Consider the following 19,656-nt stretch of genomic DNA (forward strand, 5'->3'; position numbering starts at 1 on the left):
CCTGCATCCGGACGCCTCCGTCTTCTTCGAGTGAGAGTGATCACCCCCCACTCTGGCACATCGCGATGCCGTAATAGGGCGGGGGCGTCCATTCCATTGGGGACTTATCGACACCCAAACCTGCGTCCGGAACCAGCGGATATGGCCCAGTTCGCCGTCATGCCCGATTTGGGCCATTACCCGCTTCGCGCGCGATTTGGACCGGCCGGTGATCGGTCAACCGGCTGCGCGCTTCCGGGACCCGGTCCCTTGCATGCCGCCCCCAAGTGGCGGGGGCCTACGCGGCCTGGGCGCGGATCAGGTCGACCCGGCTACGCACGTACAGGTAGTACAGCACCGGGATGATGACCAGCGTCAGCAGCGTGGAGACGAACACGCCAAAGATCAGCGAGATCGCCAGGCCCGAGAAGATCGGGTCGTCGAGGATGAACCCGGCCCCCACCATGGCCGCCAGCCCGGTCAGAATGATCGGTTTGGCACGTACCGCACCGGCATGCACTACGGCCTCGATCACGTCCACGCCGCGGCGGATCTCCTCGTTGATGAAGTCCACCAGCAGGATGGAGTTGCGCACGATGATCCCGGCCAGCGCGATCATTCCGATCATCGAGGTCGCGGTGAACTTGGCATCCATGAAGAAGGCGTCCATGAAGGCGTGTCCCGGCATTACCCCGATCACCGTCAGCGGGATCGGCGCCATGATGATCAGCGGGACCATATAGGAACGGAACTGCGCCACCACCAACAGGTAGATCAGGAGCAGCCCCACCGAGTAGGCGATCCCCATGTCGCGGAAGGTCTCGTAGGTCACCTGCCACTCGCCGTCCCACTTCAGGGAAAAGTTGTACGGATTGTCCGGTTGGCCGATAAACAACTGCTCCAGCGATTCGCCGTACGCCATCGGCTGGTCGCGCAGGCCGAAGAACATGTCGAACATGCCGTACAGCGGGCTGTCGACCCCACCGGCCAGATCGCCCATCACGTAGACCACCGGCAGCAGATTTTTGTGGTGGATCGAGTGCTCGACGCTCGAGTCGACCACATTGACCACCTCGGACAGCGGCACCAGCGTGCCGTCGCGCGAGCGCACCTTGAGCCCCAGGACCGGGTCCAGGCTGCCCTTCTCGGCCTGTTCGAACTCGAGCCGGACGGGCACCGCGTATTTCACGTTGGACCCGTACAGGTAGGTCACGTCCTCGCCGGACAGGGCGGTATCGATCGCCTGCACCACGGCCTGCTGCGACACGCCCAGGCGTGCGGCGCGTTCGCGGTCGACCTGCAGAATCTTCTCCTGCCCCGGGTACTCGACCGAGTCGTCGATATCGGTGATGTCGCGCGTGTTTTCGAAACGCTCGCGCACCTGTCTGGCGATCTCGATCTGGCCATCGTAGTCCGGCCCGTAGATCTCGGCGACGATCGGCGACATCACCGGCGGCCCCGGCGGGACCTCGACCACCTTGACCGCCGCGTCGTGGCGATCGGCGATCGCGTTGATCGCCTCGCGCACGCCGAGGGCTACCGCGTGGCTCTTGCGATCACGCTCGTAGGAATCGACCAGATTCACCTGAATGTCGCCGACATGCGAGCCCTCGCGCAGGTAATACTGGCGCACCAGGCCGTTGAAGTTGATCGGCGCCGCGGTGCCCGCGTAAGTCTGCACGTTGTGCACCTCGGGAACCGTCTTCAGGTAGTCGCCCATCTCCGCCAGAACGCGGGAGGTCCGCTCCAGGCTGGTCCCTTCCGGCATGTCCAGCACGATCTGGAACTCCGACTTGTCGTCGAACGGCAGCATCTTCATGACCACCAGCTGGAAGTACGCCAGCGACACGGACGCCAGGATCAGTATCAGGGTGCCGACCCACAGCACCAGGCGGTTGGTCTTCTTGCGCCCGCCGCTACCGAGAAACGGCAGCAGCAGGGTGTTGAAGATCTTCATCAGCCCGGCCGAGGCACTCTCGTTCTCCGCGCTGTGGCCGCCGCTGACGGGCGCCGCCGCGGGTTCGTGCTTCTCGGCCTGGCGGCGCAGGACCTTGTAGGTCAGCCACGGGGTGACCACGTAGGCCACCGCCAGCGAAATGATCATCCCCATCGAGGCGTTGATCGGGATCGGGCTCATGTACGGGCCCATCAGCCCGGTGACGAAGGCCATCGGCAGCAGCGCCGCGATCACGGCAAAGGTTGCGAGAATCGTCGGCCCCCCGACCTCGTCCACCGCCAGCGGAATGGCCTCGAGAAACGTTTTCCCACCCTTGGCCATGTGCCGGTGGATGTTTTCCACCACCACGATGGCATCGTCCACCAGTATCCCGATGGAGAAAATCAGCGCGAACAGCGACACGCGGTTGAGGGTGAAGCCATAGGCCCAGGAGGCGAACAGCGTAATCGCCAGCGTGATCACCACCGCCACGCCGACGATGAAGGCCTCGCGCCAGCCGAGCGCGATCCAGACCAGGATGACCACCGAAGCGGTTGCCAGGATCAGCTTCTGGATCAGGGTGTTGGCCTTGGCGTCCGCGGTTTTTCCGTAATTGCGGGTGATGGTCGTCTCGATCCCGTCCGGGATGTAGGTCCCGCGCAACTGTTCCAGACGTTCGACCAGGGCATCGGCGATATCCGGGGCATTGGTGCCCGGCTGCTTGGCAATCGCCACCGTGACGGCGGGATGGCTGTCGCCCAGCCGTGCACTTTCACCGGCGGCGGCACCGTGGGCAAAACGTACGTGTTCGGTGGCATAGGCCGGGCCCTGCTCGACCTCGGCCACATCCTCGAGGTAGACCGGGCGCCCGTCGTGCATGCCGACGACCAGACCGGCAAACGCCTCGGGGTCCGTGATGAAGTCTCCCGCCTGGACCAGGATCTCCTCGTCGTTCTGGTAAAGCTGTCCGGCATCGCGCGAGAAATTGGAGGCCTGCAGGCTGTCGCGCAGATCCTCAACCGACAGGTTGTAGGCCGCGAGGGTCTCCGGCTTGAAGCGCACATGGACCACGTGGTCCGGACCGCCGACGGTGTAGATGTCGCGGGTGCCCGGTACGCGCTTGAGTTCGGCCTCGATGCCATGCGCGACACGCAGCAGATCATGTCCACCGCGATCTTCGTCCTCGGTCCACAGGGTCACATTGACGATCGGGACGTCGTCGATCCCCATTGGCTTGATGATCGGCTCGCCGACCCCCAGCCCCTGGGGCAGCCAGTCCTGGTTGGAGAAGACCTGGTTGTAGAGGCGTACCAGGGCCTCGGTGCGATCCTCGCCGACCTTGAACTGGATGGTGATCTGCGCCATGTTCGGGCGCGAGGTCGAATAGATGTCGTCGATGCCCTCGATTTCCGAGAGCACTTGTTCGGCCGGCGTGGCGACCAGCTGGGCGACTTCCTCCGCGCCGGCCCCGGGGAACGGGATGAACACGTCGGCCATGGTCACGTTGATCTGTGGCTCTTCCTCGCGCGGGGTCACGAGGATCGCGAACAACCCCAGCAGAAGGCCGATCAGGGCCAGCAGCGGCGTGATCTGGGTGGTCAGGAAGGCCTTGGCAATGCGCCCGGAGATGCCCATCCGGGCGGACGCCCCCTCCGTGGTGGCATCGCTCATCGGTTCACCTGCTGATGTTCCTTCAGATAGATCTGCGCGTGCACGGGATCCAGCGCCACGCGTTCACCGTCGTTCAGGCCCCCATGGATCTCGACCATCCCGTCATGTTCGCGCCCGACCCGCACCTGGCGGAACGCGACCCGGTCTTCGTCGTCAACCACGTACACCGCAACGACCTCGCTGCGATACACCACGGCCTCGACGGGCACCAGGAGGCGTTCGACGTCGTCAACCACGAAGGCGGTCTTCACGAACATGCCGGGGAACAGGCTCAGGTCCTGCTGTTCCGGCAGATTCACGCGGATGCGGAAGGTGGAGCTGGCGGGGTCGGCATAGGGGAAGATGGTCAGGCTCTCGGCCGTCACCCGGTCACCGTTGAGCAGGACCTCGGCGCTGCGTCGCTCGCGCACGTTGTGGATCAGGCGCTGCGGGACGTCCACCGCAACGCGCAGCTGATTCAGGCTGATCCCGGACAACAGCGGCGAACCCGGGCTGACCGACTCGCCCACCTCGACATGCCGTTCGGTGACAATCCCGGAATACGGCGCATACACCTCGGTATATCCGAGTTGTTCCCGGGCCTCCTCGACCCGGCCTTCGGCCGAGCGCAGGCGGGCGCGCGCCGATTCCAGCGCGGCCTCGGCTCGATCGAACTCCGACCGCGATACCACCCCGCGATCGAACACGTCGCGGATACGCTCGAACTCCGACCGCGCCTCATTGAAACGGGCGCGGGCCTCGGCCAGGTCGCCTTCGGCCTGGCTCACGCGGGCCTGTTGTTCGGTGTCGCTGACCCGGACCAGGAGTTCGTCGGCCTCGACAAAGTCGTCGACGTCCACGTAGATCTCGCGGATGCGACCGGAGGTCTGGGCCGAGATCGTAGAGCGCTGCACCGCCTCCACGCGACCGTCCAGGATCCGTTCCTGGGCAATGGTCTGGCGTTCCGCGGTAGCCGTGTCGAACGGCAATTCGGCCTCGGCCGCGAACGGCAACAGCAGCAGGCCCCACAGGGCGTGGCGCATCCGGTTTCGTGTCATGAGACGTCTGTCCTTGCTTGATGGGGTCACCGAGGCGTGCGGTCTGCTCGCCGGCCGGCTCCATATATTAGATTTTTCTAATTTATTATTTCCTGATACTGAACGCAATCCGTCGGTCCCGGACGGTGCGCCTTCCTCGCAGCGAGTATAGCCACCCTGACAAAGGTTTCACCCTGTCCCGGACAGTTTGCACGCTGCACCGATGACGCGCTCCCCGTATCATGGCGGCCTTTCTGGAACGACCCGGAGGATGCCATGCCGCTGCTGCAAGTCGAGACCAACACCGCGCTGCCCGACGACACCACCGGCCTGTGCGAGCGCCTGTCCGCGGAGGTCGCCGACTGGCTGGGCAAGCCCGAGGGCTACGTGATGGTCGCCTGCCGGCACAACCCGGCCATGTGTTTTGGCGGCTCAACCGAACCGCTGGCCTACTGCGAGCTGAAAAGCATCGGCCTGCCCGAGGGCCTGACCCGCGAGCTATCGCGCAAGCTCTGCGACGCCCTGCAGGCGGAACTGGGCATCGAACCGTCCCGCATCTACATCGAATTCGCCGACGCCCCGCGCCACTTCTGGGGCACCAACGGCACCACGTTCTGAACCCTTTCCAGCCATCAACCACGGACTGCCCCCGATGCGCGTCTCGCAATTCCCGCTGAACACCCTGAAGGAAACCCCGGCCGACGCCGAAATCATCTCCCACCAGCTGATGCTGCGCGCCGGCTACATCCGCCGGCTGGCCTCCGGGCTGTACACCTGGCTGCCGCTGGGGCTGCGCGTGCTGCGCCGGGTGGAGCACATCGTGCGCGAGGAGATGGACCGCGCCGGCGCCCTGGAGATGCTGATGCCGGCCGTACAGCCGGCCGAACTGTGGCAGGAATCCGGGCGCTGGGACTTCTACGGGGCCGAGTTGCTGCGCATCAAGGATCGCCACGAGCGCGACTTCTGCTTCGGCCCGACCCACGAGGAGGTCATCACCGATCTGGTGCGCCGCGAGATCCGCAGCTACCGCCAACTGCCCGTGAACTACTACCAGGTCCAGACCAAGTTCCGCGACGAACGCCGGCCGCGCTTCGGCGTGATGCGCGCGCGTGAATTCCTGATGAAGGATGCCTACTCCTTCCATATCGACGACGCCTCGCTGGCCGAGACCTACCAGCAGATGCACACGGCCTACACCCGGATCTTCGAACGCTGCGGGCTGGATTTCCGCGCAGTGGAAGCCGATACCGGCGCCATCGGCGGCAATGCCTCGCACGAGTTCCACGTGCTGGCCAGCTCCGGCGAGGATGCCATCGCCTTCTCCCCGGCCGGCTTCGCCGCCAATGTCGAGCTGGCCCCCTGCCCGAAGCCGGCGCCGGCCCCGACTCCCGGCGCAGCAATGGAAAAGATCGCCACGCCCGACGTGCACACCATCGAGGAGCTGGCAACGTTCCTGGACATCCCGACCGAGCAGACGGTGAAGACCCTGGTGGTCGCCGCCTCCGACGAGATCGACGCCGACCTGGTCGCCATCGTGCTGCGCGGCGACCACGAGCTGAACGCGGTGAAGGCCGAGAAGCACCCCTGGATCGCCGAACCGCTGCGCATGGCCGAGGCGGCCGAGATCCGCACCGCGTTCGACGCCGACCCCGGCTCGCTGGGCCCGGTGAACAGCCCAATCCCGGTGCTGGCCGACCAGGCCATGCCGGGCATGGCCGACTTCGTGGTCGGGGCCAACGAAGACGGCCATCACCTGACGGGGGTGAACTGGGGCCGTGACCTGCCGCAGCCGGAGACCGCCGACCTGCGCAACATCACCGAGGGCGAACCGGCCCCCGACGGCTCCGGTCCGATCGAGATCCGTCGCGGCATCGAGGTCGGCCACATCTTCCAGCTGGGCGACAAGTACAGCCAGGCCCTGGGTGCCCGGGTGCTGGACGAGGACGGCCGCGAACAGGTCGTGACCATGGGCTGCTATGGCATCGGCGTCTCGCGCGTCGTGGCGGCGGCCATCGAGCAGAACTCCGACGAGCGCGGCATCTGCTGGCCCACCGCCATCGCGCCCTTCGACATCGCGCTGTGCCCGATCGGCGCGAAGAAATCCCAACGCGTGCGCGAGGCGGCCGAGATGCTGCATGACGAACTCGAGGCCGCCGGTTTCCATGTCCTGCTGGACGACCGCGAACAGCGCCCCGGCGTGATGTTCGCCGACATGGAGCTGATCGGCATCCCGCACCGGATCGTCATTGGCGAACGCGGCCTGGACGCCGGCGAGCTCGAGTATCAGGACCGCCGCGCCCCCGAGGCCGAACACCTCCCCATGGACGGCCTGCTCGAGGTCCTGCGCGAACGGCTACAGCGGTAAAACCGGGGCGGATACGATGAACGAGGTCGCCTTCACTCTGGAAATGGGGATCGTGTTCGGGCTGCTGGGGCTGACGATCCTGCTGTTCGTGACCGAGGTGATCCGGATCGACCTGGCGGCGCTGAGCGTGCTGTTCCTGCTGGGGATGGTCGCGCTGGTGCCGGGGGTCACGCCGATCGTCGAGGGCAAGGCGCTGTTCTCCGGCTTCGCCTCGAACGCGGTGATCGCGATCATCGCGGTGATGATCATCGGCAAGGGGCTGGACCGCTCCGGCTTGATGAACCGCCTGGCGGACCTGATCCTGCGCTTCGGCGGGCACACCGAGCGTCGGGTAATGGCCACGACCTCGGGTGCGGTGGGCATCATCACCAGCTTCATGCAGAACATCGGCGCGGCCGCACTGTTCATGCCGGTGATCAACCGCATCGGCGCGGCGGCACGCATCCCGCGCTCGCGACTTCTGATGCCGATGGGCTTCGCCGCGATCGTTGGCGGCACCCTCACGCTGGTCGCCTCCAGCCCGCTGATCCTGCTGAACGACCTGCTGCCGGGACATGTCGAGGGTTTCGGACTGTTCGACGTAACGCCGGTCGGGCTGGCGCTGCTGGCCATGCTGATCCTGTACTTCACCCTGTTCGGGAAATGGGTCCTGCCCGCCCGCGATCCGCAGGGCGAAGACCCGGACGAGAGCCGCGTGCAGACCACCTCGGCCTGGTTCCGCGACGTCTACGGGATGGACTTCGGTGTGCGCGAGGCGCGTCTTGGCGAGGACAGTTCGCTGGCCGGGCGCAGCGTGGGCGACTTCGAGGCGGCCTTCGGCGTCCACGTGGTCGGCGTCACCACGGGGGACGAGACCCGCATCGAGCCGAACCGTGATGTGGAGCTGGAACGCGGCGCGCACCTGGCGATCCTCGGCCCGGTCACCACGATCGACAAGACCTGCGACCAGACCGGGACGATCCTGAAGGACGAGCTGGACATGTTCGCGCGCGCCCTGTCCGCCCGCCATGGCGGGATCGCCGAGGTCATCATCCCGCCCGGCTCCGACCTGATCGAGCAGACCGTTCGCGACAAGGGCATGCGCCGCACCTACGGCATCTCGGTGCTGCGCATCCAGCGCGGCGACGACCTGATCATCGACGAAGTCCCGGATACCCCGCTGAAGGCCGGTGACACCCTGGTCGTGCACACCCCGTGGGAGAACCTCCAGGACCTGGAGGACGACCGCGACTTCGTCGTGGTCACCAGTCGCTACCCGCGGCGCAAGCAAGAGGCCTCGAAGACCCACCGACCGCTGGCCGCGCTCGGCTCCCTGGCGCTGGGGCTGGGGCTGGTGCTGTTCACCGACCTCCCGCTGGCGCTGGCCCTGCTGGGCGGCGCGCTGGGAATGATCTTCACCGGTGTCATCAACATGGACGAGGCCTACCGCGGCATCAGTTGGAAGACCGTGTTCCTGCTCGCCTCGCTGATCCCGCTGGGACTGGCGGTGGAGAACTCCGGCGCCGGCGAGTGGATCGCGACCAACGGCATGCAGCAGCTGGAGGGGATGCCGGTGTGGGTGCTGCAGGTCGCGGTCTTCCTGCTGACCACCTTCTTCACGCTGGTGATGTCCAACGTCGGCGCCACCGTGCTGCTGGTGCCATTGGCGGTCAGCTTTGCGAGCGTCGCCCAGGGCATGGGCAGCGACGCCGATCCGCGGGTATTCGCGCTGATCGTCGCGATCGCGGCCTCCAACTCCTTCATCCTGCCCACCCACCAGGTCAATGCCCTGATCATGGACCCAGGCGGCTACCGTGTGGTCGACTACCTGCGCGCCGGGGCCGGCGTGACGGTTCTGTTCATGGTGGTCTCGCTGCTCGTCATCAACCTGCTCTTCTGAGCCGGGTAGAGACTTTACGGACTCACTGGGGCATGTACCCGCAACCGGAGCCCGGGGTGCAAGAATACTTAATCGCCCCATTGCCCTGAATGCCGTCCGGATCGGCGTGAATCCTCGCGGCGGAGCCATCATGGCCTCAACCCGTGGCGAAATCCCGCGGCGGGGTTTCGGGTGGTGGCAGCTCCTCGGCCTCCACCGCGTCCACCCGAGCCATGCGCGGGCCGTCCGCCAGCCATTCCTCCAGCGTATCCAGCGCCTGGCGCGGCCCCACGGCCAGCACCTCCACACTGCCATCCGGTTCGTTGCGGGCGTAACCGGTCAGGCCCAGGCGTTTCGCTTCATCGCGAGTGGATGCACGGAAGAACACGCCCTGTACCCGGCCGCTGACACGCCAGCGGCGGGCATGGTTATCATTGGCCTCCGTCATTTGTTGTCCTCCGGAGTGGATTCATGTCCGATGCCCCTACGCTGTACCACAACCCGCGCTGCAGCAAGTCGCGCGCGACCCTGGCGCTGCTGCGCGAGCAAGGCGTGGAGCCGCAGATCGTCGAATACCTGAAGACCCCGCCGGATGCCGCGACCCTGCGCACTATCGTCGAGCGGCTGGGCATCGCCCCGCGTGATCTCCTGCGCACCGGCGAGGCGGAATACCGCGAGCTGGGCCTGAAGGATGCCGAGCTGGACGACGAGGCGCTGATCCAGACCATGGTCCAGCACCCCAAATTGATCGAGCGTCCGATCCTGGTGTACGGCGACCACGCCCGCATCGGACGCCCGCCGGAAAAGGTTCTGGAGATCCTGGCATGAGCGCGGCCCCCGAGATCCTGGTGCTGTACTACAGCCGCTACGGGGCAACCGCCGAGCTGGCCCGCCACGTCGCCAGCGGCGTGGAACGGGCCGGCGCGGTCGCCCGTGTCCGCACCGTGCCGCCGGTCAGTACCAACGTTACCGGCGACGCTCCGGCGGTCCCCGCTGACGGTCCGCCCTACGCGGAGAGCCGCGACCTCGAAGAATGTGCCGGGCTGGTGATGGGCTCACCCACCCGCTTCGGCAACATGGCCGCGCCGCTCAAGCACTTTCTCGACGGCACCAGCGGCCTCTGGGCCAGCGGCGGTCTGGTGGACCGGCCGTTCGGGCTGTTCACCAGCACCGCCACCCAGCACGGCGGCCAGGAGACCACCCTGCTGACCATGGCCCTGCCGCTGATCCACCAGGGAATGCTCTGGGTCGGCGTGCCCTACACCGTGCCGGAACTGACCACCACGACCTCGGGCGGCTCTCCCTACGGCGCCAGCCACATCGCCGGTGGCCAGGGCGAGCACCCGGTCACGCGGGAGGAGCAGCGTATCGCCGCGGCCCTGGGCGAGCGGGTCGGCCGGATCACGCGCCGCCTGCAGGCCGGGGATCCGGCATGATCCTCGCGGCACGCGGACTGGCGCTGATCGCCTATCTCGCCCTGATCGGCCTGATCCTGGTCTGGACCACCTGGATCGACCCGCCGGAGATCCTACCGATCTCCGTGGCGCTGGTAATCCTCGTCCTGCCGCTGCTGTTCCCGCTGCGCGGGATGCTGCACGGACGCCGCTACACCCACGCCTGGTCCAGCCTGCTGGCACTCGCCTACATCACCCTCGGCATCACGCTTGCCGCGGCGGCGGATGCCCGGCTCTACGGCGTGCTGATGACGGCCGCCAGCCTCGCCTGGTTCGCCGGCTGCCTGCTCTACGTCAAGCTGGATGCCCGCCGCGCCCGCCAGATGACGTCCTGATCGTTTCATTCCCCACGAAGCGCACGAAGAAGGGCCAGGTCAAGGTCAAGGGCGATTCACAGGAAGATAGGAAGGATGGAAGAAAGGCAATTTATTGGTTGGAACGGATAGCCCGGAACACCGTAGCGGTGCGCAGTGCCTCGCCTACACTCGTCATCCCCGACACCGCGCAGCGGTGATCCGGGATCTCCCCACAGTGGTTATCCTGCGCTGGAGATCCCGGCTCTGCGCTGCGCTCCGGACGGGATGACGAGCGGCCTGGAGGCTACCCCTGCAAGTCCTCACGCCCTCGGCACCCATCCAGAACCTTCCCGTCTTCCTACCTTCCTGTAGAACGCCCTTGACCTTGACCTGGCCCTTCTCCGGGCACTTCGTGGTGGACGTCAGGACCGCGCGAGCTGATCGCGGACGAAGGGGATCGTCAGGCGCCGCTGCTCGGCCAGGGCAGCCAGGTCCAGGCGGTCCAGCAGCTCCAGTAGCGCCACCAGGTCGCGGCGGTAGTGGCGCAGCAGGTATTCGGCCACCGCCTCCGGCAGCTCCAGGCCGCGCAACACCGCGCGCTGGGCGAGAATGCGCTTGAGGTCCGCCTCTTCCGGTATCTGCATGCGGAACACCGGTCCCCACGCAAGGCGCGAGGTCAGATCCGGCAGACGACTGCCCAGCCCTTCCGGCGCATGGGTCGCCGCCAACAGCACCCGGCAGCCGCCGTCGCGCAGTCGGTTCAGCAACCCGAACAGGGCCTCGTCCCAATCCCCCTGCCCGACCACTGAGTCAAGATCATCCAGCGCCACCAGGCGCGCGCGCTCGAGCCCGTCGAGAACGGTCAGCGGGGGGGCGTCGGCGACCTCTGCCAGTGGCAGGTAGCCTACCGGCTCGCCCCGTTCGTGACCCTGATGACAGGCTGCCTGCAGCAGGTGGGTCTTGCCTGTACCCGGCGGGCCGTGCAACAGGATCTGCGACTCGGTCATCCCGGCCCCGACGGCCAAGGCCTCCACCGCGTCCCGCGCCAGCAGGTTGCCACCGGGGTAAAAGCCAACAAAGCGCGAAGTATCCCGCAGGCGCAGGTCCAGCGGGAGCTGGCGCTGGGAGATCGCCTCGCGACCCTCGCCGCCACTCATTGGGGAGGGACCTCCGGCTTCGAGGACGCTTCCTCGGCATTCAGGCGCCGGTAATGCACCAGAAGATGACGCACGCCTACGGCCAGGACCGCCGCCACCGGCAGCGCCAGTAATACGCCGAAGAATCCGAACAACTGGCCACCCGCCAGCACGGCAAAAATCACCGCCACCGGATGCAGACCGGTCCGGTCCCCCACCAGCCACGGCGTCAGGACCATGGACTCCAGTACCTGGGCGACGGCAAAGATCGCCAGCACGATCAGCAGCAGGGTCCAGCCATCGCCCTGCACCAGCGCCGCCGCACTCGCCAGCAGCACACCGACGATGACACCGACATAGGGGATGAAGCTCACCACGCCCGCGATCAGGCCGATCGCCAGTCCCATCTCGACACCCGCCATGGTCAGGGTGACCGCGTAGAACAGACCGAGCGCCAGCATCACCAGCAACTGCCCGCGCAGGAAGGCGCCCAGTGTCTCATCCGATGCCGCGGCAAAGCTCAGGACTGGAGGGCGCCAGGCCCGCGGCAGCAGGTCGCGTAACCCGTCCAGCAGGCGTGGCCAGTCACGCAACAGATAGAAACTCACCACCGGGATGAGCACGACATTCAGGACCCCCAGCACCAGCGCGCCGGTGGAACTGCCAATCCATTGCAGCAGACCGCCGGCCAGCCCGCCGGCCTCGCGCCAGTGTTCCGCGACCAGGCCCTGGAGGGCTCCGGCGTCCAGTGGCGGCAGGGTATCCCCGGCGAGGTCCTCCAGCCACGGGCGCACCTGCTCGTCGAACCAGCCGAGGATCTGCGGCATCGCCAGCGTAAGCCGCTCGAACTGGGCGATGGCCAGCGGGATCAGGATCAGGATCAGCGCCGCCAGCCCGAGCATCACCAGCAGAAAGATCACCACGGTGGCCAGGGTGCGGGAGCGCCCGGTGCGCGCGGCCAGCCGGGTCACCAGTGGATTGAACAGATAGCCGATCAGCAGCGCCACCACAAAGGGCGTCAGGATGGGTGCGAGCAGATAGAGTGCCCCACCCAGCACCAGCAGCCCGACCAGGGCGGCGAGGGTCGCGGCCGAAACCGGCCCGACCCGCTCGCGAAGCTCGGCACTTGTCTTCATGGTGTCCTCCGATTCGACGCGTCCGCTCCATTCGTGTCGCGCAGGCGACGCCACGCATCCAGCCCCCATTGCACGGTGTAGGCCAGGCCACTGGCGAGGGTCGTGAACGCCACCCCAATCATCAGCAACTGCACCCAGATCGGATCCAGCGCCAGCAGGCCGACCTTCACGATGGCCACCAGCACCAGCGTGATCTGCAGGAAGGTGTTCATCTTGCTGATCAGTAACGGCCGAATGACCATGGGACCGACGAACACCCGATACAGCACGGAGCCAACGGTCAGCCAGACATCGCGCCCCACCACCAGTAACAGCAGCCATAACGGCAGCAGCCCCGACAGGGTCGCAGCCACATAGACCCCCAGCATCAGCAGTTTGTCCGCTGCCGGATCGAGCCAGGCCCCAAGCCGCGTATGCCAGCCATACCGCCGCACCAGCCAGCCATCCAGGGCATCACTCAATCCCGCGATCGCCAGCAGCACCACCGCCACCAGGTAATGTTCCCGCGCCAGCAAGACGACAATCGGCGGGATCAGGAGAATCCGGCCGATCGTGACGGCGTTGGGAATCTGGTGACGGGGCAGCATCCGATGTGACGCAACGGCGCTCAGCGCCGGCCCAGCCAGACGTCGGCCGAAGCCCCCTCGTCGGGTGCCTCGGCCCGTGCAAAGCCGGAGCCACGCAGCAACTCGGCCAGATCATCGCGATCCAGCCCGGAGCGCACCTGCAGCACCACGCTGTCGCCAGCCAGGGAGTCCAGGCGCGCCGCCTCCACCGCCTGCAACCGCGTCAGCTCCGCGCGCAAACGCTCGAAGGCCGCATAGCCCTGCACTCCGGCAAACCCCAGACGCAACCACTCCGACGCGTCCGTTACGCGCGCGAGGCGCTCGGCCACCTGATCCAGCCCGTGCGCCACCGCCTCGCGCGCCGCCGCCGCGGGGTCCTTGCCGCTCGCGGAACTGCGGTACTCCCGGCCGTCGTGCACCGCGATTGCACGCGCCTCGGCGCCGCTCGCCGTCTCCCGTACGTGCAGCACGAGGGCCCCGTCGGCCTCGTACCGACGGGCGGCTTCCACCAGCGGTTCGGTCACCCCGCCGACGATGTCTGAGGGCTGTGCGGCGCGACGGTCCTGAAGGTCGCCCAGCGGAAACAGCAGGGGCATGTCGCGCGCCTCGGCCAGTTCGCCCAGCGCGGCGAGGACCCCCGGACCGTCCACCGCATCCCCGAGCAGTTCACGCTGCCCGCCCTCGTCGTGGACGGCCCAGACGAGCAAACCCGGGCGCTCCCCCAGCACGGCCGGCACGCCGGCATCACGCAGCGCGGTGCGCAAGCGGAAGCGATCAAATTCCAAGCGGTAGGCGTCGTCTTCCACCCGCTGGCGACGCTCCAGCGCCGCGATCCAGCCCTCGTCGTCCCGCTCCTCCAGCATCTCCCCGACCAGATCCAGCACCGCCTCCGAGCGCAGCCCGGCCAGCCGGACCAGCGCCTGCTCCAGCCCCTGTTCCAGCGCCTGCGCCTCGTCCGCGGCCGAGACCGTCAATACCAGCGGGCCATCGGCCGCGCCCGGCGGGGCCAGCAGCAGGAAAAGGAGGCCCAGCAACAGGGCCAGGCGCGAGGGGGCTCGGGGATGCAGGGACATGTTCTCGTTCCGTCACTCGACAAGCGCCACAAAATACCACAGCCACCCTTGCCCGCAGGTCCGACCGAGACGGCCGGGGACGCCCCGCCACGTCGGTACGCACGACTCCCTGGAGGGTGTCCGCGGTGCGGGTCAGCTTTGCACGGCAGCACCCGGCTCGCTACCATGTCGGGCTCTGCGAAACCGCCGCAGGGCGCAGCTCCACCCGCGCTCATTCAACATCGGGGAACCCATGTCCGAATCCCGTTCAGGCCTCACCTACCGCGAGGCCGGTGTCGACATCGAGGCCGGTGCCGAGCTGGTCGAACGCATCAAGCCGCACGCGGCGCGCACCCGGCGCCCCGGCGTGATGGCCGGACTGGGCGGCTTCGGCGCCCTGTTCGAGCTGCCGATGGACCGCTACCGGCATCCGGTCCTGGTGTCCGGCACTGACGGCGTCGGCACCAAGCTGCGCCTGGCCCAGGAAACCGGTCGCCACGATCGGATCGGCATTGATCTGGTCGCGATGTGCGTCAACGACATCGTCGTTCAGGGGGCCGAGCCGCTGTTCTTTCTCGACTACTACGCCACCGGCCACCTCGACGTGGACATTGCCGCCGACGTGGTCACCGGCATCGCCAAAGGCTGCGAACAGGCCGGCTGCGCCCTAATCGGCGGCGAGACCGCCGAGATGCCCGGCATGTACCAGGGCGAGGACTACGACGTGGCCGGCTTCGCCGTCGGCATTGCGGAAAAGGATGCTCTGATCGACGGCAGCCGGGTCACCGCCGGCGATGTGGTCCTCGGCCTGGAGGCCAGCGGCCCGCACTCCAACGGCTACTCCCTCGTCCGGCGCGTGCTGGAACACGCCGGCGCCAGCCTTGACGCCCCCCTGCCCGGTGCCGACGGCATCACCCTCGGCGAGGCCTTGATGGCCCCCACCCGGATCTATGTGCGTCCACTGCTCGAGCTGCTGGAGCAGTTCCCGGTACACGCGATGGCCCACATCACCGGCGGCGGCCTGACCGAGAATCTCCCGCGCGTATTGCCGGACACCCTCGGCGCCCGCATCGATCCGGACAGTTGGGCCCGCCCGCCGGTGTTCCGCTGGCTGCAGGAGGCCGGCGACATCGCCGACGAGGAGATGCTGCGCACCTTCAATTGCGGCATCGGCATGACAGTCATCCTCCCCGTGGACCGGGTCGAAGCCGCGAGTTCCCAGCTGGCCCGGGCCGGTATCCGCAGCTGGCCGATCGGCGTGATCCGTGAACGCGACGAGGTCCAGCCCGGCGTCACCTACGCCGCCGCATGAGCGAATCCGCCGGGCAACCGAACGCGGCCTCGCGCCGCCTGGTGGTACTGATCTCCGGGCGCGGCAGCAACCTGGGCGCGCTGATCGAGGCCTGCGAGCAGGGCCGGATCCCGGCCCGGGTGGTCGGCGTGATCAGCAACCGTCCGGATGCCGGGGGGCTGGACCTCGCCGAACGCCACGGCATCCCGCATCGCGTGCTGAACCATCGGGACTATCCCTCGCGCGAGGCCTTCGACGCCGACCTGGCCGATGCTATCGAGGACTACAGCCCCGACCTGGTCATCCTGGCCGGCTTCATGCGCATCCTGACGCCCGGTTTTGTGGATCGCTTCACCGGCCGGCTGCTGAACATTCATCCCTCGCTGCTGCCCAAGTTCCGCGGTCTGGACACCCATGCCCGCGCCCTAGCCGCCGGCGAGTCCGAACACGGCGCCAGCGTCCACTTTGTTACCCCGGAGCTGGACGGCGGCCCGGTGATCATGCAGGCCCGCGTACCGGTGGCGCCCGACGACACGCCCGAAACGCTGGCCACCCGGGTGCAGCGGGCCGAGCACCGGCTGTACCCCGAGGTCGTGCGGCGGGTGTGTTCAGGCGAAGTTCAGTGGTCCGGGCGGATCCTGCAGGGCGACGGCACGCCCCTCGCGACACCGCTGCAACTCAACGAGGACACCCATGATGCTTCAGGCCCCGACGACCGGAGCCAACCGCCGCGCACGGCCGTCTAGAGGCGTGCTGATCCGGCGCGCAGCTCCCGTGGCGCTGGCCACGTTGCTGGCACTGCTTATGACCCTCCGGATCACGCCGGCAAGCGCGGACGGGGAGCTGCGCCCGATCCCGCCCTACACCGCCAGCTACGAGGCCAGCGCCATGGGCAATACGCTCAAGGCCCGCATCACCCTCAACCACGAGGACGTTCAGACCCGCATGGCGATGGACGCCCATGTCTCGGGCTTCCTGCGCATCCTTGGGCGTTTCGAACTGAGCCGCGAGTCCCTGATGAACAGCCGCAACGGCGAACTGCAACTGGTGCAGTCGCGCAGCCAGCAGATCACCCCGCGGCGCGAACGCCAGATCGAGACCCGCTTCGACTGGGAGTCGCAGCATGCGATTGGCACCATCAACGGGGAACGCTTCGATCTCGAGGTGCCGGAACACACCCTGGACTTCCTCGGCTCGCTGTACTTGATAATGCAGCGTCTCGAGACGGGGGAACTCTCCAGCAAGGGCGATCGCGCGACGATCCAGACCCTGGAACGCGACCGCCTGCGCGAATACCGTTTCGAATACGTCGGGCGCGAAACCATGGACTCCCCGATCGGCCGCGTCGAGACTATCCGCGTCGACCGCCACACGGAAGACAGCGATGTCGCCCTGTCCGCCTGGTTCGCCCGCGAACTCCGCCATATCCCGGTGCGTTTCGACTACGAGGCCGACGGCCGCGTGTTCGAGTTGAACCTCACGCAGCTGGAATGGCACGACCCGATCATTAATCTGACCGACGAGTAACCACCATGAGCGAAACCGTTGATCTGGCCATCATCGGCAGTGGCCCCGGGGGCTATCGTGCCGCCGTCCTGGGCGCCCTGCGCGGCCTGAACGTCGTCATCATCGAAAAATCCGACTGGGGTGGCTGCTGCCTCAACCGCGGCTGCGTACCCAAGAAAGACTGGTACCACACCGCGCGCACTGTCGCCGCCCAGCGCCACTTCGAAGGCCGCGGTATCAGCGGCGGTCTTACCGCCGACATGGCCAAGGCCTGGGACCACCAGAATGACGTGGTCACCGAGGTGCGCAACTCCTACCTCGGCTACATGAAGCACCTGAAGATCCACTATCTCCACGGAGCCGCCCGCTTCCGCGACGCCGAGACCCTGGAGGTGGTCACCGACGACGGCACCGAGACCGTCCGTGCGCGGCACACCATCATTGCCACCGGCGCCACGGCCAGCGTGCCGGCACCGTTCACGGTCGATCCGGGCCGCGTGCTCACCACCGACATGCTGTTCGACGACAAGCCGCCGGCGGGCCAGCGCGTCGCCCTCATCGGCTCCGGCGTGGTCGCCACCGAGTTCGCCTGGATCTTCCACCACCTCGGCAAGGACGTCACCTGGCTGAGCCGCTCGAAGCCCCTGTCCGGCCAGAAATTCAGCCCCCAGGCCCTGGGCACCCTGAAGGATCGTCTCGCCGAGGATGGCGTCGAGCCCACCCGCGTCAAGGGCTACGAAAAGGTCGAGACGTCCGACAATGGCGTCACCATCACCGACAGCGAAGGCAACCGCTTCGAGGTCGACTGGGTTCTGCTCGGCACCGGGCGCGCCCCGCACACCGAGGGCCTGAACCTCGACGCGATCGGGGTACAGACTGACGCCCGTGGCTTCGTGAAGCGACGGCCCACCCTGCAGACCGACGTCGACAACATCTACGTCATCGGCGACGTCGCCAGCGAGTGGCAGACCGCCAACCACGCCCTGGCCGACGCGACCATCGCGGTCGAGAACATCCAGAACGGCAACACCCGCAAACAGGACGAGCGCTTTGTCCCGATCGCGATCTACTCCGCCGTCGAGATGGCCCGCCTGGGCATGGACGAGGACGACGCCGAGGACGAGGAACTGGAACCGGCGGTCGGCTTCGCCGCCTTCGAAACCTCCCCGCGCGCCTTGGGCCAAGACGAGCCCGAGGGCTTCGTGCGCCTGATCGGCGACATGGACACCGGGGCCCTGCTGGGCGGCGAGGTGATCGGCGCCGACGCCGGCGAACTGATCCACATCCTGTCGCTGGCCCCCGACCGCGACACCGCTCTGGCCTGGATCGCCAAGGGGCAATGGAACCACCCGACCCGCGCCGAGGAATTCCTCAACGCCACCGAAACCCTCGCCTCCAAATGGAACCTCAAGTCCGAGATCTTCGGTCTCTGATCAGGCCGGAACCCGCCCGGTTGCCCTGGACTAGCGCTCGCCCCGGGCGCGCTTGGCAGCCAGACCGCCGCGAGTCCGGAGCTCCTGCCCCGTTCCCTGAGGAACCCCTCCCGGGCGACCCCGTTTTCCGTCATGCGCGCTCCCCGAGAGTCCGCCCGCCCCGGTCCGGAGCGGTCTCAGCGCATGCACCCGTACCCCGCCCTGTTGCGGCAGCCTCGATCGTCCTGGCGCCCGGGATCGCCTCCGGCGCGCGATAGGGCCCCTGGCCACCGCCTGCTGCGCGCGCAACAGCGCGCAAAGCGCCAGCAACGGGGCCCGGACAAGCCATCCGCACCGGCCCCGCCAAAGCGTCTGGTGAAATGCAGGATTCATGGGCGGACCGTAGCGCGGTGCGGGCGTTTCGCGACGCAAAGTGGCCCCTCTACGGGGCATTTTTCCGGCCGGGGCGATGCTGCAGTCCCCAACCCCGGCCAGCGTTCCCCCAAACGAAAAAAGCCCCGCACAAGGCGGAGCTCTCCGGCAACCTGGCGCTTGCGCGCCGGGGTTGTCTTACTGCGCTTCGACGTTCGCGGCGGCCGGACCCTTCTGGCCCTGCTCGACGTCAAACGAGACGCTCTGACCTTCGGCCAGCGACTTGAAGCCGCTACCCTGGATGGCGCTGTGATGGACGAACACGTCCTTGGAGCCATCGGTCGGGGTAATAAAGCCAAAGCCTTTTTCGTCGCTAAACCATTTCACTGTACCTGTAGCCATTTCGGTTACCTCTGATTGTTCATAGTAGATTGGGTGTTTCGAGGAGGAGAGACTGGAGGGCAACCGAACGACGGTGAAGATTGATCGTGATTCTCTGCGGCCCCAACCGGGACCGGAACTGCGAATCTGAACGCCCCTTGCGGGGTGTCGCCTGGTGCTGCATGGAGCCTGTTACCGTTACCTCGCGGCCATTGTCCGCCCAAACCGC

At 67.2% G+C, this 19,656-nt stretch carries 18 protein-coding genes; 10 read left to right on the forward strand and 8 right to left on the reverse strand.

Annotated elements, in window-relative coordinates; genetic code table 11:
* Positions 1-277: 277 nt before the first annotated feature.
* Both ACESLR_RS00005 and ACESLR_RS00010 read right to left on the reverse strand, forming a co-directional pair.
* Entirely contained in the window at positions 278-3,586 is a 3,309-nt protein-coding gene (locus ACESLR_RS00005; protein WP_373024536.1) for an efflux RND transporter permease subunit, read from the reverse strand.
* Positions 3,583-4,608 carry an efflux RND transporter periplasmic adaptor subunit gene (locus ACESLR_RS00010; RefSeq protein WP_373024538.1) on the reverse strand — a complete coding sequence of 342 codons (1,026 nt, stop codon included), beginning with the start codon at positions 4,606-4,608 and terminating at the stop codon, positions 3,583-3,585. Before ACESLR_RS00010 ends, ACESLR_RS00005 begins: the two co-directional genes overlap by 4 nt.
* Before the next feature lie 270 nt (positions 4,609-4,878).
* Between ACESLR_RS00010 and ACESLR_RS00015 the strand changes: the two genes are divergently transcribed.
* From ACESLR_RS00015 to ACESLR_RS00025, 3 genes are read left to right on the forward strand one after another with little or no spacing between them, the layout of a single operon-like run.
* Positions 4,879-5,220 (forward strand): phenylpyruvate tautomerase MIF-related protein, encoded by a 342-nt coding sequence (locus ACESLR_RS00015; RefSeq protein WP_373024534.1) that lies wholly within the window; start codon positions 4,879-4,881, stop codon positions 5,218-5,220.
* Positions 5,221-5,254: 34 nt separating this feature from the next.
* A complete protein-coding gene (locus tag ACESLR_RS00020; RefSeq protein WP_373024532.1) occupies positions 5,255-6,967 on the forward strand; it encodes a proline--tRNA ligase in 1,713 nt (570 codons plus the stop codon).
* Positions 6,968-6,983: 16 nt separating this feature from the next.
* Positions 6,984-8,846, forward strand: coding sequence for an SLC13 family permease (locus ACESLR_RS00025; protein WP_373024531.1), 1,863 nt, complete (start codon positions 6,984-6,986; stop codon positions 8,844-8,846).
* A 136-nt stretch (positions 8,847-8,982) separates the two neighbouring features.
* Here the strand turns inward: ACESLR_RS00025 and yccX are convergent, their stop codons facing one another.
* Positions 8,983-9,273 carry an acylphosphatase gene (yccX, locus tag ACESLR_RS00030; RefSeq protein WP_373024530.1) on the reverse strand — a complete coding sequence of 97 codons (291 nt, stop codon included), beginning with the start codon at positions 9,271-9,273 and terminating at the stop codon, positions 8,983-8,985.
* A 23-nt stretch (positions 9,274-9,296) separates the two neighbouring features.
* On the opposite strand from yccX, the gene arsC reads away from it, so the two are divergent.
* The 3 genes from arsC to ACESLR_RS00045 are packed head-to-tail and all read left to right on the forward strand — an operon-like array spanning position 9,297 to position 10,614.
* Positions 9,297-9,653: an arsenate reductase (glutaredoxin) gene (gene arsC, locus ACESLR_RS00035; RefSeq protein ID WP_373024529.1), complete on the forward strand. Its 357-nt coding sequence runs from the start codon at positions 9,297-9,299 to the stop codon at positions 9,651-9,653.
* Positions 9,650-10,261: an NAD(P)H:quinone oxidoreductase gene (gene wrbA / locus ACESLR_RS00040; protein WP_373024528.1), complete on the forward strand. Its 612-nt coding sequence runs from the start codon at positions 9,650-9,652 to the stop codon at positions 10,259-10,261. Before arsC ends, wrbA begins: the two co-directional genes overlap by 4 nt.
* On the forward strand, positions 10,258-10,614 hold the full coding sequence (locus ACESLR_RS00045) for a DUF2069 domain-containing protein (protein WP_373024526.1): 357 nt from the start codon (positions 10,258-10,260) through the stop codon (positions 10,612-10,614). The genes wrbA and ACESLR_RS00045 overlap by 4 nt, the downstream gene beginning before the upstream one ends.
* Positions 10,615-10,997: 383 nt before the next feature.
* Here the strand turns inward: ACESLR_RS00045 and hda are convergent, their stop codons facing one another.
* The 4 genes from hda to ACESLR_RS00065 are packed head-to-tail and all read right to left on the reverse strand — an operon-like array spanning position 10,998 to position 14,486.
* Positions 10,998-11,732 (reverse strand): DnaA regulatory inactivator Hda, encoded by a 735-nt coding sequence (hda, locus tag ACESLR_RS00050; protein ID WP_373024525.1) that lies wholly within the window; start codon positions 11,730-11,732, stop codon positions 10,998-11,000.
* Positions 11,729-12,847: an AI-2E family transporter gene (locus tag ACESLR_RS00055; RefSeq protein ID WP_373024524.1), complete on the reverse strand. Its 1,119-nt coding sequence runs from the start codon at positions 12,845-12,847 to the stop codon at positions 11,729-11,731. Before ACESLR_RS00055 ends, hda begins: the two co-directional genes overlap by 4 nt.
* On the reverse strand, positions 12,844-13,434 hold the full coding sequence (locus ACESLR_RS00060) for a CDP-alcohol phosphatidyltransferase family protein (RefSeq protein WP_373024522.1): 591 nt from the start codon (positions 13,432-13,434) through the stop codon (positions 12,844-12,846). Before ACESLR_RS00060 ends, ACESLR_RS00055 begins: the two co-directional genes overlap by 4 nt.
* Before the next feature lie 20 nt (positions 13,435-13,454).
* The gene (locus ACESLR_RS00065; protein ID WP_373066547.1) at positions 13,455-14,486 is read right to left on the reverse strand and encodes a DUF2066 domain-containing protein; all 1,032 of its coding nucleotides are present in this window, start codon (positions 14,484-14,486) and stop codon (positions 13,455-13,457) included.
* Between the two features lie 232 nt (positions 14,487-14,718).
* On the opposite strand from ACESLR_RS00065, the gene purM reads away from it, so the two are divergent.
* From purM to ACESLR_RS00085, 4 genes are read left to right on the forward strand one after another with little or no spacing between them, the layout of a single operon-like run.
* A complete protein-coding gene (gene purM / locus ACESLR_RS00070; RefSeq protein WP_373024520.1) occupies positions 14,719-15,777 on the forward strand; it encodes a phosphoribosylformylglycinamidine cyclo-ligase in 1,059 nt (352 codons plus the stop codon).
* Positions 15,774-16,502, forward strand: coding sequence for a phosphoribosylglycinamide formyltransferase (gene purN, locus ACESLR_RS00075; protein ID WP_373024519.1), 729 nt, complete (start codon positions 15,774-15,776; stop codon positions 16,500-16,502). The genes purM and purN overlap by 4 nt, the downstream gene beginning before the upstream one ends.
* A gap of 58 nt (positions 16,503-16,560) precedes the next feature.
* On the forward strand, positions 16,561-17,283 hold the full coding sequence (locus ACESLR_RS00080; RefSeq protein ID WP_373024537.1) for a DUF3108 domain-containing protein: 723 nt from the start codon (positions 16,561-16,563) through the stop codon (positions 17,281-17,283).
* A 5-nt stretch (positions 17,284-17,288) separates the two neighbouring features.
* The gene (locus ACESLR_RS00085) at positions 17,289-18,695 is read left to right on the forward strand and encodes a dihydrolipoyl dehydrogenase family protein (RefSeq protein ID WP_373024518.1); all 1,407 of its coding nucleotides are present in this window, start codon (positions 17,289-17,291) and stop codon (positions 18,693-18,695) included.
* A gap of 549 nt (positions 18,696-19,244) precedes the next feature.
* On the opposite strand, the gene ACESLR_RS00090 is transcribed toward ACESLR_RS00085, so the two are convergent.
* Positions 19,245-19,448 carry a cold-shock protein gene (locus ACESLR_RS00090; RefSeq protein WP_018140642.1) on the reverse strand — a complete coding sequence of 68 codons (204 nt, stop codon included), beginning with the start codon at positions 19,446-19,448 and terminating at the stop codon, positions 19,245-19,247.
* Between the last annotated feature and the right edge of the window lie 208 nt (positions 19,449-19,656).

This window comes from Thioalkalivibrio sp., assembly GCF_041685615.1.
In the GTDB taxonomy this organism is placed as follows: domain Bacteria; phylum Pseudomonadota; class Gammaproteobacteria; order Ectothiorhodospirales; family Ectothiorhodospiraceae; genus Thioalkalivibrio.